14 protein-coding genes and 1 tRNA gene are annotated in these 12,095 nt (G+C 62.2%); 5 read left to right on the forward strand and 10 right to left on the reverse strand.

Annotated elements, in window-relative coordinates; translation table 11 throughout:
- The first annotated feature begins 367 nt into the window (after nt 1–367).
- Both FGD77_RS12875 and FGD77_RS12880 read left to right on the forward strand, forming a co-directional pair.
- Nucleotides 368–2,647: a CARDB domain-containing protein gene (locus tag FGD77_RS12875; protein ID WP_255010256.1), complete on the forward strand. Its 2,280-nt coding sequence runs from the start codon at nt 368–370 to the stop codon at nt 2,645–2,647.
- Nucleotides 2,644–3,258: a hypothetical protein gene (locus FGD77_RS12880; protein ID WP_255010258.1), complete on the forward strand. Its 615-nt coding sequence runs from the start codon at nt 2,644–2,646 to the stop codon at nt 3,256–3,258. The genes FGD77_RS12875 and FGD77_RS12880 overlap by 4 nt, the downstream gene beginning before the upstream one ends.
- Nucleotides 3,259–3,355: 97 nt before the next feature.
- Here FGD77_RS12880 and FGD77_RS12885 read toward each other — a convergent pair whose 3' ends face one another.
- The 9 genes from FGD77_RS12885 to FGD77_RS12925 form a co-directional block, all read right to left on the reverse strand.
- Entirely contained in the window at nt 3,356–4,267 is a 912-nt protein-coding gene (locus tag FGD77_RS12885; RefSeq protein WP_255010261.1) for an HAD-IIA family hydrolase, read from the reverse strand.
- Nucleotides 4,264–5,073, reverse strand: coding sequence for a phosphonate ABC transporter, permease protein PhnE (phnE, locus tag FGD77_RS12890; protein WP_255010263.1), 810 nt, complete (start codon nt 5,071–5,073; stop codon nt 4,264–4,266). Before phnE (FGD77_RS12890) ends, FGD77_RS12885 begins: the two co-directional genes overlap by 4 nt.
- Nucleotides 5,070–5,864 carry a phosphonate ABC transporter, permease protein PhnE gene (phnE, locus tag FGD77_RS12895; RefSeq protein ID WP_255010265.1) on the reverse strand — a complete coding sequence of 265 codons (795 nt, stop codon included), beginning with the start codon at nt 5,862–5,864 and terminating at the stop codon, nt 5,070–5,072. The genes phnE (FGD77_RS12890) and phnE (FGD77_RS12895) overlap by 4 nt, the downstream gene beginning before the upstream one ends.
- Complete coding sequence (gene phnC / locus FGD77_RS12900; protein ID WP_255010267.1) at nt 5,861–6,637, reverse strand: phosphonate ABC transporter ATP-binding protein; 777 nt, start codon at nt 6,635–6,637, stop codon at nt 5,861–5,863. Before phnC ends, phnE (FGD77_RS12895) begins: the two co-directional genes overlap by 4 nt.
- 54 nt (nt 6,638–6,691) lie before the next feature.
- Nucleotides 6,692–7,675, reverse strand: a complete 984-nt coding sequence (phnD, locus tag FGD77_RS12905) for a phosphate/phosphite/phosphonate ABC transporter substrate-binding protein (RefSeq protein WP_255010268.1) — start codon at nt 7,673–7,675, stop codon at nt 6,692–6,694.
- A 135-nt stretch (nt 7,676–7,810) separates the two neighbouring features.
- Nucleotides 7,811–8,533, reverse strand: a complete 723-nt coding sequence (locus FGD77_RS12910; RefSeq protein ID WP_255010269.1) for a phosphatidylcholine/phosphatidylserine synthase — start codon at nt 8,531–8,533, stop codon at nt 7,811–7,813.
- Nucleotides 8,530–9,222 (reverse strand): phosphatidylserine decarboxylase, encoded by a 693-nt coding sequence (locus tag FGD77_RS12915; RefSeq protein ID WP_255010270.1) that lies wholly within the window; start codon nt 9,220–9,222, stop codon nt 8,530–8,532. The genes FGD77_RS12910 and FGD77_RS12915 overlap by 4 nt, the downstream gene beginning before the upstream one ends.
- 10 nt (nt 9,223–9,232) lie before the next feature.
- On the reverse strand, nt 9,233–9,523 hold the full coding sequence (locus FGD77_RS12920) for a diacylglycerol kinase (protein WP_255010271.1): 291 nt from the start codon (nt 9,521–9,523) through the stop codon (nt 9,233–9,235).
- A 224-nt stretch (nt 9,524–9,747) separates the two neighbouring features.
- Nucleotides 9,748–9,831 (reverse strand) — tRNA-Tyr (locus tag FGD77_RS12925).
- Nucleotides 9,832–9,986: 155 nt separating this feature from the next.
- Here FGD77_RS12925 and rlmB point away from each other — a divergent pair.
- The 3 genes from rlmB (at nt 9,987) to FGD77_RS12940 (ending at nt 11,815) form a co-directional block, all read left to right on the forward strand.
- Nucleotides 9,987–10,769, forward strand: a complete 783-nt coding sequence (gene rlmB / locus FGD77_RS12930; protein ID WP_255010272.1) for a 23S rRNA (guanosine(2251)-2'-O)-methyltransferase RlmB — start codon at nt 9,987–9,989, stop codon at nt 10,767–10,769.
- A gap of 24 nt (nt 10,770–10,793) precedes the next feature.
- Nucleotides 10,794–11,144 (forward strand): hypothetical protein, encoded by a 351-nt coding sequence (locus tag FGD77_RS12935; RefSeq protein WP_255010273.1) that lies wholly within the window; start codon nt 10,794–10,796, stop codon nt 11,142–11,144.
- Between the two features lie 254 nt (nt 11,145–11,398).
- Nucleotides 11,399–11,815, forward strand: a complete 417-nt coding sequence (locus FGD77_RS12940; RefSeq protein ID WP_255010274.1) for a CoA-binding protein — start codon at nt 11,399–11,401, stop codon at nt 11,813–11,815.
- Nucleotides 11,816–11,817: 2 nt separating this feature from the next.
- On the opposite strand, the gene FGD77_RS12945 is transcribed toward FGD77_RS12940, so the two are convergent.
- Nucleotides 11,818–12,057, reverse strand: coding sequence for a Dabb family protein (locus FGD77_RS12945; protein ID WP_369682720.1), 240 nt, complete (start codon nt 12,055–12,057; stop codon nt 11,818–11,820).
- Between the last annotated feature and the right edge of the window lie 38 nt (nt 12,058–12,095).

The raw sequence follows: 12,095 nt of genomic DNA on the forward strand, positions 1-12,095 counted from the left end.
AAAGCGTAGCATAATTTGTGCATTCGGCAAACCCGGCGCAGTTTGAAAACTTATCTCAGTCTGAAACGGCTATCCCGGCCTGCTATCGACCAAATTTGAAGCCAGAGCCTGAAGTGTTTCAAAGAAGCGCTGGGCGGCGCAAAACCAAAGGTGGGTCGCACTGCAATTGGGTCCGGCGCACTCGTTCCTCTGTGATGGATGTTTGCGGCCAGCTTTGCCAGCGACCTTAGCATCGTGCAACGGGTGACGGCTGAGAATTAGCCGGATTCGCGTTATTGGTGTAAGCTGGGGGTGGCCGCATTGGCCGTCAGAGGCTGATGTGGGATCCCGATCTGCAAATCGTAACATGGCCACAAGGCGCAATCCGATGCCCGTCGACCGACTTAACATCCGCCAGTTTCTACCTGATCGTCGTGCGGTCCGGTGCGCGATCTGCGTCGGGTTGTTCATCTTATGGTTCCCCGTCTTCGGGCTGGCGCAGACATTGACCGTCGAGATGGCGCGCGGCCCGCTGGAAGACGGGCGGCTGCGCGAGGCGATCATGCTCTCGACTGACTGGATGCGGGCGGGCGAGCGCACCGGGCTCGACATTCGCGGCGTCACCCTTCGCCACGCAAACCAGCCAGAAACCACGCGAAAAACACAGCAGAATCTCAAAAAGGCCAAATCTCTTCTCAGTGAAAGAGGGGGCGCATCCGGGAGAATTCAGCTCATTGTGTTTTTTGACCCGCAGCGGACAGCAAGGCTGGCCCAGTTGGTGGCGGCGAACCTGCGGACGCTGGGGCTACAGCCGCGTCTGGTACCCCTACCCGAGGGTGCCCGCGCAAAGATGCAGCAGGTCATGCGGTCGCGCGCCGATATCTCTGATGCGGAGCCGGGATTCATCGTGCTTACATGGAACTCTGCCGAGATCCTCAAGCCTAATCCGCGCGGCCCCGAAATTGATCTGCCGGAGCGCCTGAAGCCCGATGATGCGGCTCCGGAACGGTTTCCGGATCTGGTCGTTTCGCAATTCCACGTGGATTACGATCCCGGCGCCAGAGTTCTGACGGTGACGGCGTTGGTGGAAAATATCGGGCGGGGCGCGGTCTCGGCGCGCTTTGCCGTGTCCTTTCCAGACAGCACCGGCGTGATCGCAGACCAGCTGGGGCGTCACATCGCGGGACCATTGGCGCCCGGGGCACAGCAATGGGTGGAAACCCGGTTTCGCGTTGACGATTCGATTCTGGAGGGGCGGACAGTGCGATTGCGCGCGGTTGCGGATGCCGGATCAACCATCCGGGAGTCCAATGAGCGCAACAATTACAGCATCGAACGAAGTGTGTTTCTGGAACGGTTGGCGCCGCCCATGCCCGATTTCGTCATCGTGGCGCTTGACCCCGCCTATGACCGTCTGACGCGGCGCCTGTCTGTTCAGGTTTTCGTGCGCAATGTGGGCAAGTCACCATCCCGACCGTCGAAAGTACGGATTGCGGAGACGCAAAAACATTTCGGATTTCCCGAAATCGCAATGCCCGCAATCGCGCCGGGCGGTAGCGCGGTCGGCGTGGCCGAGGTCATTGTACCCGAAACCGCATTGGGCGAAGTTGCGATGCTGGTGGCTATGGCAAATGCGGACAGAAAACTGCGCGAAACTAGCTTCGACAACAACAGCTTTGGGCCGGTCCGCGTGGCGCTGAATGCGCCACCCGCGCCGCAGCGGCCGGATCTGCTGCTAAGCGGTTTGTTTGCCGAACATGACGCGGTGCAAGGCCATGTCAAGCTGCGGGTAGAGGTGATGAACGGCGGGCCGGTTCCCTCGGTGGCGACGCGCGTGCGGTTTACCGAGCTGCGCAACCAGATGCCCGATGTCGACATGACGTTGCAGGCATTGGCGCCCGGGCAGCGGGCTATCGTGTCTGCCGAGACGCCGCTGGCGCCGTCGCCCGAAGCCCGCGAGATGACGTTCGTGGCAAGGGGCGATGTCGATGGATATGTCGACGAGAGCCGCGAAGACAACAACGAAAGCCGCGTCGGACCGCTGCGCATTCCGGCGACTTCTTCTCTGTTGCCGGACCTTGAGGTTACCGCGCTTGCGGCAGGACAGGCCCGGATGGGCGCACCGCTGGCGGTAACGGCGCAGATCGTGAACGCGGGCGATTTCGGCAGCGCGGCAACCGAGGTTGTGTTGACCGTCGCCGGGACAGATCCGGTCGTGGCGCCGCTGCCGACCCTGCGCCCCGGTGAAATGTACAAACTGCGGCTCGAATTGCCCGTTCAGGCCGCGCTGTTTGGCAATACGGTTGAGGTTTCTCTGGAAGCCGACCCAGAGCGGCGGATCGGTGAATATACGGTTCAGAACAACCTGCGCCGAATGAACGTGGCGCTGCGTGTGCCGATTTTGCCTTGGGCTGGGCTGGCTGGGGCCGGGCTTGTGGCGTTGCTTGTGATCGGTCGCGTGATACTGCGTGGTGGCCCGCCTGAGCCGCAAGCAAAGATCCTTGCGCATCTTGTCCGTCTGCAACCCAGCGCCCATGCCGGACACCAACGCGCAGATCCCGAGCCGGGCAGTTCCGGGGTCGAGTTTGAAGTCTCGCTGCGCCCGATACGCGGGTCCAGAAGCGTGACGGTGACGCGCCTTGCAGACACGGGGGAACCAGAAACATGACCGAGACCATGACACCCATTCCGGCCACGGCAGAGACGCAGACCCTGGCCAAATTCTACGCCGCCGATAGTGCGGGGTTTTCCGCGCTCGAACCCGACCCTGCGTTGAAAAAGGCGCTCGAGGAGGACGCGGGCCGCATGGGATCGGGGTTGATCGAGGCGCTGACCTTCGCAGCCGCGCTGGCGGTCCTTTACGAGGCGCTGGACGTGGCGCTGTTGGACATCCTGAAATCGGGCTGGCAGACCATGGCCGAGTTGCAGGCCTATCGTGACCCGCAAAAACACCCGCCCGAAGAAAAGAGCTGGGTCAAGCTGGGACGGCACAAGATCACGTCGGCCCACGAACCCAAGGTCGAGGTATTTTTCAACGGCAAACGTCTGGGCCAGCTGGACTTTGACGCCAAGCTGACCCTGAACGTAACCGACGCCAGGCTACAGGTGCAGGGGGGGCGTATCTGGGTGGTGACGGGCCCCGTATTTGAAGGCGAAGCATCCCTGTCTTACAAGGGGTTTGCACTGCTGAAGAAAAAGGCCGAGCGGTTCACATTCCCCAGCGGCGTCACTTTCGAAGACGGCGTCCCAATCATCCCTATGCCGGTCTCGGTGAGCTGAGTGGGCCTGATGACGCGAAGCCGGTAGCGCCACCCCGGCACCTATGCCACGAACGTAAGGCATTGGCATGTGTCGGCCTTTGGCTGCACGGCGCAGTTCAGATCCGATCAACGACAAAGTCCGGGACGATCGCAGAGCGCCTGATGGCGTCTGCCACATCCAGACCCGCCAGCGATCCGTGCGCGGTGACGAGGGCGGTCGCGAAACCAGCCTGATTGCCACCCAGAACATCGGTGTGCAGGGTGTCGCCGACCATGAGCACGCGCCCGGCGGCGGGAGGGTGGTGGAACCGCGACAGGGCGAGATCGAATATGTCGGGAAAGGGTTTGCCAAGGAAAATCGGCTTGATCCCTGTCGCGTCGGCGAGGCGGTGCGCAAACCAGCCCGGCTCTTGCGACAATCCGGTTTCACGCGGCGCAACCAGATCAGGGTTGCCGACAAATACAGGTCGAGGTCGGCGGCGCACGGACGCCTCAAGAAGAGTTTGGCGCGCCTCGGACCAGCCATCCGAGCCGATCAGTAAAAAGCCCTCGCAAAGATCGTAATCCCCCGGATCGTCCGTCAGGGTGACGGTGTCGAGCGCCGCGATCTCGCCGGGGTCGGTGTGCGGGTTCAGCATGACACCCCAACGGCGCCGGGGTTCGCGTTTCAGCCGATGCAAAAGGGCCTCGCGGCTGGTCACGACTTCGCCGGGGCTGAAGTCGAAACCAAGCGTGGCATAGCGGGCCATCATCCGGCTTTTGGGATAGGCGGCAGAATTCGAGACGACGGCGACAGCCTTGCCTGAGCGGCGAAGTGCGGTGATGGTTTCGGCGGCGCCGGGAATGGCGGTTTCGCCGACGTTCAGCACGCCGTAGGCGTCAAACAGGATCAGATCGAAGGGCGCGACGATATCCGCGAAATCGGCGGCGAGCGCCCGCCCACCACCAGTCCCCGCAGGCAGGCGATGGTGCAGCGCCAGATACGCCTCGAACGCCTCGGCGGGGTCGACTCCGTCTATCCATTTCACAGGATACGGCGCCTCAGAAAGGCCGACACGACCTCGCCCAGTATCACCAGCACGATGATGGCCAGCAGGATGGTAGCAACCTCGGGCCAGTTGAAGGTGTCAATGGCGCCTTGCAGGATGATCCCGATGCCGCCAGCGCCGACAAGGCCAAGCACGGTGGATTCGCGCAGGTTTATGTCCCAGCGCAGGATCGCGACGGCCCAGAAGGTCGGCATGACCTGGGGGATGATGGCGTAGACGATGACCTTGAATCGCGATGCGCCGGTGGCTTCCAGTGCCTCGACGGGGCGCTTGTCGATCTCCTCGATCGCTTCGCCCAGCAGCTTGCCGATAAAGCCGACCGAGCGGAACATGATCGCGACGATGCCCGCCACGACGCCTGGGCCGAAGATGGCGACGAAGAGCAGCGCCCAGATGATCGTGTTCACCGACCGCGACGTCACGAGGATCAGCCGCCCCAGCCACAGCGTTGCGCGATTGGGCGTGGTGTTCTGCGCGGCAATATAGGCCACCGGCAGCGACAGCAGCACGGCAAAGGCGGTGGCGAAGGTGGCGATGTTCACCGTGTCCCACAGAACCTTGAGGATCGTGGCGAGGTTTGTGGGATCCGGCGGGTACATCCGCCCGAAAAGGTCGCCGATCTGCTCGGGCGCGCCCCAGACCCAGGCCCAGACCACCCGGATCGAAGACAGCGCCCAGACGATGGCCAGCGCGCAACCCACAAGGATGCCCCAGCGCGTCAGCTTCTGTTTCGGCGTGAACCGGGTCCAGTCGTCGCGGCCGAACTGTTCGCGGATAGAGGTCATTGGATACGCTTCCGGATGATGCCGCTGACCGCCTCGGAGAGCAGGATCACAGCCACGATGACGATGGTGATGGCGAGCGCGAAATCATAGTCGTAGCGCCCGAACGCGTTGGCGAGCGTCGCGCCGATCCCACCGGCCCCGACGATGCCGACCACGGCAGAGGCGCGCAGGTTCGAATCCAGCTGATAGATGGTCAGCCCGATCTGACGCGGCATGATCTGCGGGAAGATCGCGTAGAACAGCGTTGACAAATAGGGCGCACCGGCGGCGCGCAGCGCCTCGACCTGGCCAAAGTCGATCTCCTCGATCCGCTCGGCCAACATCTTGGCGACGAACCCTATGGAATAGATGATGAGCGTCAGCACTCCGGCGAAGGGGCCAAAGCCCACCGCCTTGACGAAGACGATCGCGACGATCACCGGGTGAAAGCTGCGCGCGACGATGATGATCGCGCGGCCAAGGTAAAAGACGGGCAGGGGCACGATATTGCGCGCGGCCATGAAGGCGATGGGGATCGACAGGACAACCCCGCCCGCCGTCGCCAGAATGGCGATCTTGAGACTTTCGAGGAAGCCGTCGATCAGTAGCCCGCTGCGCTCGAAGCTGGGCGGGAAGGCACCGCCAAAGATGCGCCCGGCGCGCTCGATCCCGGCGGCGACGCGGTTCCAGTCGATGGGCATGGTCAGGCCGACCCATCCGAAATAGGCGATCACGCCAAGGTAGACCGTCCAACGCAGCACGGGATTGGCGATGAAGGGCGGTTTCGACCATGTGTCGCGTGGCGTGCTCATGGCGTGGCACCCACGTCTTCGCTGCGGTCGGCATGTGGGCTGCCGGCATAGATCTGGTCCATTTCGCCCTGATCCAGCTTTGCGGGCTTGTCGTCGAATATGATGCGGCCATAGCGCATGCCGACGATGCGATCAGTGTATTCCTTGGCCTCGGTCACGTTATGGATGTTGATCAACACCGGCAGCTTCAGCTCTGCGGCGAGGTCGCGCAGCAGGCCCATGATCTGCTCCGAGGTTTTCGGATCGAGCGACGCAGTAGGCTCGTCCGCCAGCAGGATCTCGGGGTCTTGCATCAGCGCGCGCACGACGCCGACGCGCTGACGCTCGCCGCCCGACAACTGATCTGCGCGGGTGTTGGCGTAATGGGCAATGCCGACGCGTTCCATCAGCTCGAACGCGCGACGGATGTCGGCCTTGGGATAGCGCCGCGTGACCGCCGCCCATGTCGAGATATAGCCCAGCCGCCCGGATTGGACATTCTCCATCACCGTCAGGCGGTCGACGAGGTTGAAGCCCTGAAAGACCATGCCGATCTTGCGCCGCGCCGCCCGCAGGTTCTTGCCCCGCAAGGTGGTCAGTTCGGTCCCGTTCAGGTTGATCGAGCCCGATGTCGGTTCGACCAATCGGTTGATGCAGCGTAAAAGCGTGCTTTTGCCCGCCCCGGACGATCCGATGATCGACACGACGCTTTCGCCCTCGATGGTCAGGTCGAGGTTCTTCAGGACCGGGTCGCCAGTGCCGTAGCGTTTGACGAGGTCAGTGATCTTCAGCATGAAACCGCTTTCTTTGTGGGGCCGGCCGGATCGGTCGGCCCCGGCATGGCAACATCATTCAGCGGCAAGGCCCTGCGGCGTGTATTCAACGCCGTTCGCCTTCTGGATCTGGCGGATGACGGCCCACTGATCCTTGTAGGTGATCGGGATGAACTTGCTGACGCCGGTGAATTCCTCACCCAGCGCGGTGCCTGCGAAATCAAAGCTGAAGAAGGCTTCCTTGATCTTGTCCTTCACCTCGGGCGCAAGGTCATGCGCCAGGCCGTAGGACGTTGTCGGGAACGGGTCGCTTTCCCAGACGATACGCACGTCCGCGGGGTCGTACAGCCCGCGCTCGGCCATGCGGTCCACCACTTCGGATGCCACCGGGGCGGCGTCATAGTCGCCCGCGACCACGCCCAGCATCGACTGATCGTGGCTGCCCGAATAGCTGACCTCGTAATCGTCATCGGGGACGACGCCCAGGTCCGGGAACAGTGCGCGCGGTGCCAGATTGCCCGAGTTCGAGGTTGGCGAGGTATGCGCGATGCGCTTGCCGGCAAGGTCGGCCATCTCCTGAATGTCGCTGTCGGCCTGCGTGTAGACCTGCAACTTGTAGCCGAACTGACCATCATCGCTGCCCATGATTGCAAACGGCTCCACCCCGGCAAGGTTCACGGCATAAGGCGTTGGCCCGGTAGAGAAACCCGCGATATGTAGGCGGCCGGAGCGCATCGCCTCGACCTCGGCCGAGTTGGACTGCACGGCAAAGAACTGCACGTCCTTGCCGGTCACCTCTTCGAGATGCTCGATGAAGGGGGTCCAGATGTCCTCGTAGATCGCCGGATCCTCGACCGGAGTATAGGCAAAGACCAGCGTCGACGGGTCCTGCAGCTTGCTGGCGTCCGTCGGCGCATCGGCGACAAGGTCGCCATCGGCGTCGCAATAGATCGTATCCAGCGCGCCGCGGTTCGCGCAGTCCTCCTGCGCGTAGCCGCTGCTGGCCGTTAGGGCGAAGGCGGTCAAAAGCCCGGCGCCGAAAAGGTTATCCTTGAACATGGTAGTCCTCCCTGATGTGTCCCGCTATTGGATTGCGTGGATCTTCGGCACGATACGACCACCAATATCTGTGATATGCAACATTTCCGACGAAATGCCTGCCGAGATAGAGATGGTGGATCTATGGCACCCTAGTCATTTAGACGCGAGATACGAAACCGGCAAAGATCCGAGATACATGATGTTCGCAACAATCAGCGTCGGCCAAGGATAGGACACCAGACTGACCACCAGCACCACGGCGCCGACAACGGCAAAGGGCAGGTGGGCCCGTTTTATGGATGCATGTTTTATCGAGTAGGTCGGAATTGTACTGACGGCCAGCAATCCGACGCCGATGATATAAATAGTCCGTGCGACGGGCAGATCGGTATCTCCCCAGCCATTCAGGTGCAAGAATACCGGCATGAGGGCAAGGCAGGCCAGGGCAGGTGCGGGCACCCCGACGAAGAAGCCATCCTTCTTCAATGTCACATCCGGGCGCTGAATGGACAGGTTGAACCGCGCCAGCCGAAGGGCGCAGCACACCGCCAGTACCAACGTTGCAAGCCACCCCAGATTGGCATGCTCGGTGCCGATATAGAGCGTGTTAAATAGCAAAATTCCCGGCGCGATGCCGAAATTGAAGAAATCGGCCAGGCTGTCCAATTCGGCGCCGAACGGGCTGGCGCTATCCAGAAAGCGTGCCAGTTTGCCATCTGCCGCATCCAGAAATACCGCCAGAAGGATGAAATAGAGGCTCGCTTCCAAACGTCCTTCGAGGCTCATCCGGACGGACGTCAACCCCGCACAGATCGCAAATACGGTGACGATGCTGGGGACGAGGTGGCGTATCTTGATCCGCTGCGCGCCGGTCATTGTGCAATTCCAGTGCGCACGGCGCCGGGTGTGGCGAGATCCGCCAGAATAGTCTCGCCCGCGACGGCCGTCTGCCCGACGGCAACCAAGGGCGAAACACCTTCGGGTAGATAGACATCCAGACGACTGCCGAACCGGATCAGGCCGAACCGATGGCCGATATCAATGCTGTCGTCCACTTTGACAAAGCAGACGATGCGTCTGGCAACAAGGCCCGCGATCTGCACAACGCCGATGCGCGCGCCTGACTTTGTTTCGATCATCAGGGAATTGCGCTCGTTCAGCTCACTTGCCTTGTCGAACGAGGCGTTCAGGAACTGGCCTTTGTGATAGGTGATGTTGCGAACGACACCGGCGATCGGCGCGCGGTTCACATGGCAGTTAAAGACGTTCATGAACACCGACACGCGCGTCACGGGCGTGTCCCCCAGCCCGAGATCCCCGGACGGGACGACGTCCTGAATCAGTGACACGATGCCGTCGGCGGGCGACAGGACCAGACCCTCTTGCTGGGGGATCACACGCACCGGATCGCGAAAGAAATAGTAACACCACACCGTTGCGCCACAGCCCAGCCAGAACAGCGGCGTCCAGACAAAGGCAAGGGCGATGGTGATTGCAGCGAAGATCGCCACGAACTTACGGCCCTCCTTGTGCATTGGGACGGCGACGATCTTGACCATATTCATGAGCGTACTTTCAGAAAATTTCGAAGTGTCGGAGAAGAACCGTTCCGATGAGCAGGCTATTTGCGGTCAGCGTACACATCGGTTTCAAATCCCCCGATTCCTTGGCGCCTTGTGCAAACACCTGCCAATTGAGCGACAGATGATCGGTGATGCACGTGATGGCGGTATTCAACGTCTCGGCGGCGACAAGGGCCAGGGACAGGATCATGAAAGCGATGAACTGCGCCCCGGTTGCGCCGCCGCCGGAGAGTAGGGCAAAACACAGCCGGAATGCCAGAACGATATGGCCAAAGGCAACCACTTTCCACCGGCCTGTACGCCCCCGGAAGGGATAGGCGGGTCTTGAGAGATGGGCGCACATGCGACATCCGCCTTTGCGGGTGAACCGACCTTGGCATAGGCCAGCGGAAGTGGAAAATGCCGTGCCTGCTTAGGCTCAGGTAAGATGCATTTCGCATGGTTGATGTCGCACCATTTTTGCACATCAGAGCGTAACGCTGTCTAAGCTGTTGCTATAAATGAAAATGGTGGGCGACCCAGGAATCGAACCTGGCGTGCGTCTCCGCGAGGGAGTTACAGTCCCCTGCCACACCTTGCGGCCTGTCGCCCACTTTGCCGGGCAAATTGCCGCCCTGCGTGGGCCGCTGATTACTAGGGCACCCGGCAAGCGTCAACCGCAAAAATCGCGTCCCGAAATCGGCTTGCGCGCGGGCGGCGGGCGGCGCATCTTGCGCAGCTTAGGACACCGGGGGGGGCGACGCGCCATGAAGAAACCGAAATGGGTGGTCGGAAAAGAACAGGCCAAGAAGGTCGCAGCAGCCGAAACGGTCTGGCTGTTCGGCCTGCATGCCGTGCGCGACGCGCTGCTGAACCCTGCCCGCGAAAAGCTGCGCCTGATCGTGACGCTCAACGCGCAGAACAAATTGGCCGATGCCATCGCCGCCTCTGGCATGACGCCCGAAGAGGCCGATCCGCGCAAATTCACCGCGCCGCTCGATCCGGGATCGGTGCATCAGGGCGCCGCATTGGAGGTCAAACCGCTCGATTGGGGCGATCTGGAAACGCTGGCGCTGGGCGATGGGGCGCGTCCGCCGCGGGTTATCCTGCTGGACCGGGTGACCGATCCGCATAACGTGGGCGCGATCCTGCGGTCTGCCGAGGTGTTCGGCGCCTGCGCCGTCATCGCCCCGCGCCATCATTCGGCGCCCGAGACCGGCGCACTGGCGAAAACCGCCAGCGGCGCGCTGGAGCGGCAACCCTACAAACAGGTGCGCAACCTGTCCGACGCGATCAGGCAATTGCAAAAGATGGGCTATCTGGTGCTGGGCCTCGACGGCGAGGCGGACCAGACGATCGAGCAGGCAGTGGACGGGCGCAAGAATCGCCCTGTCGCGCTGGTTTTGGGGGCCGAGGGGCCGGGCCTGCGCCAGAAAACGCGTGAAACCTGCGACATGTTGGTGAAAATTGCATATTTCGGGCCGTTCGGATCGCTCAACGTCTCAAATGCGGCGGCAGTCGCCCTATATGCCTCTCAGGCGCCGGACTGACCGGCGCACGAACGAAGGGGCCTGATGCACAAGATTGCTACATGCTGCTATTGCGGAACGCGCGCGGCGTTGGTGCTGCGCGGCGAGGGGCGGCACGAGCTGTCCTGCGCGGCCTGCGGCGCCCCTCTGCACGAGATGAAGGCGATCCCCCAGCCGCGTGGTGACAGTGCAGTGCGCAAACCCTCGGGCGGGCAGGGCGCCCGCCGCCGCACCGCGCCCAAGCCGATGCCGACCAAGCCAAAGGCGCAGGCCCGCCGCGCCGCGCCGGAGTATGATGAGTCCCGCCGCGCGCCGCGCCGCCGCAAACCCGGCAGGCGCCTGCTGAGCAAGGCGCTGGAGGAAATCTGGGACGTGGTCGAGGATATTTTCGACTGAACGCGCGCGCAGCGGCCACCTGGCCGCGCTCACAATGCGATCACAGGTCTATTACCGCCCTTTTAAACTGCTGAATGGTCCCTAGATTGAGGTACAGAGGCGCCGATGCGGAACTTCGGCGCTTCATTTTACTGTCCCTCGTTCCGTGACTGGCGCCCAAGGACCCAAGCCTTGGGCGCTTTTTTCTGTCTGTTTTTCAATGCCAGCTACAAGTTCGCTTGCGCGCGGGTGGAAATCGCAGGATGGTCGCGCCCATGATATCAGATACCCAGATCAAAGACATCCTCACCCGGACCAGTCGGATCGCACTGGTTGGCGCGTCGGCCAATCCTTCGCGGCCCAGCCACGGAGTGATGAATTTTCTGCTGCGTGCGGGTTATGACGTTGTTCCGGTCAACCCCGGCCTTGCCGGGCAGACCTTGCTGGGCCAACCCGTTGTAAGCAGCCTGAGCGATATTGAGGGCGATATCGACATGATCGACATCTTTCGCCAGTCAGAGCACGTCCCGGCCATCGTGGACGAGGCGCTGGCGCTGTTTCCCCGGCTGGGAACGATCTGGATGCAGATCGGCGTGCAGCATGAGGGCGCGGCCGAAACGGCCCGCGCGCGCGGTGTCGATGTCGTGATGAGCCGCTGCCCCAAGATCGAATATCAGCGCCTTATGGCCTGACCTCAGCCCGCGAGAAAATCGGCGGCGATACGCATTTCGCGCATGGGGCGCACATGGGCGATGCAGGCGGCATAGGTGGGATGGGCCTTGAACGCGGCCAGCGCAGCCTCGTTCGCGAATTCGGCATAGACCACCAGATCGGGCGCCTCGGCGCTGATCGCATCGGTTTGCAGGTTGCGGCCCACCTCGAAGTGTTCGGAATGGGGGATGGTGGCCAACATCATCAGGCCCTCGCGGACCATGTCGACCGATTGGCCTTCGGCGGGCCGAGAAGAAAACG

It is taken from the genome of Roseovarius sp. M141, from assembly GCF_024355225.1.
In the GTDB taxonomy this organism is placed as follows: domain Bacteria; phylum Pseudomonadota; class Alphaproteobacteria; order Rhodobacterales; family Rhodobacteraceae; genus Roseovarius.

What these genes read in the sequence shown, in the direction of transcription:
- FGD77_RS12875 (WP_255010256.1), top strand. Translation starts at nt 368, where the DNA reads ATGCCCGTCGACCGACTTAACATCCGCCAGTTTCTACCTGATCGTCGT.
- FGD77_RS12880 (WP_255010258.1), top strand. Translation starts at nt 2,644, where the DNA reads ATGACCGAGACCATGACACCCATTCCGGCCACGGCAGAGACGCAGACC.
- phnE (WP_255010263.1), bottom strand. Translation starts at nt 5,073, where the DNA reads ATGACCTCTATCCGCGAACAGTTCGGCCGCGACGACTGGACCCGGTTC.
- phnE (WP_255010265.1), bottom strand. Translation starts at nt 5,864, where the DNA reads ATGAGCACGCCACGCGACACATGGTCGAAACCGCCCTTCATCGCCAAT.
- phnC (WP_255010267.1), bottom strand. Translation starts at nt 6,637, where the DNA reads ATGCTGAAGATCACTGACCTCGTCAAACGCTACGGCACTGGCGACCCG.
- phnD (WP_255010268.1), bottom strand. Translation starts at nt 7,675, where the DNA reads ATGTTCAAGGATAACCTTTTCGGCGCCGGGCTTTTGACCGCCTTCGCC.
- FGD77_RS12910 (WP_255010269.1), bottom strand. Translation starts at nt 8,533, where the DNA reads ATGACCGGCGCGCAGCGGATCAAGATACGCCACCTCGTCCCCAGCATC.
- FGD77_RS12915 (WP_255010270.1), bottom strand. Translation starts at nt 9,222, where the DNA reads ATGAATATGGTCAAGATCGTCGCCGTCCCAATGCACAAGGAGGGCCGT.
- rlmB (WP_255010272.1), top strand. Translation starts at nt 9,987, where the DNA reads ATGAAGAAACCGAAATGGGTGGTCGGAAAAGAACAGGCCAAGAAGGTC.
- FGD77_RS12935 (WP_255010273.1), top strand. Translation starts at nt 10,794, where the DNA reads ATGCACAAGATTGCTACATGCTGCTATTGCGGAACGCGCGCGGCGTTG.
- FGD77_RS12940 (WP_255010274.1), top strand. Translation starts at nt 11,399, where the DNA reads ATGATATCAGATACCCAGATCAAAGACATCCTCACCCGGACCAGTCGG.
- FGD77_RS12945 (WP_369682720.1), bottom strand. Translation starts at nt 12,057, where the DNA reads ATGGTCCGCGAGGGCCTGATGATGTTGGCCACCATCCCCCATTCCGAA.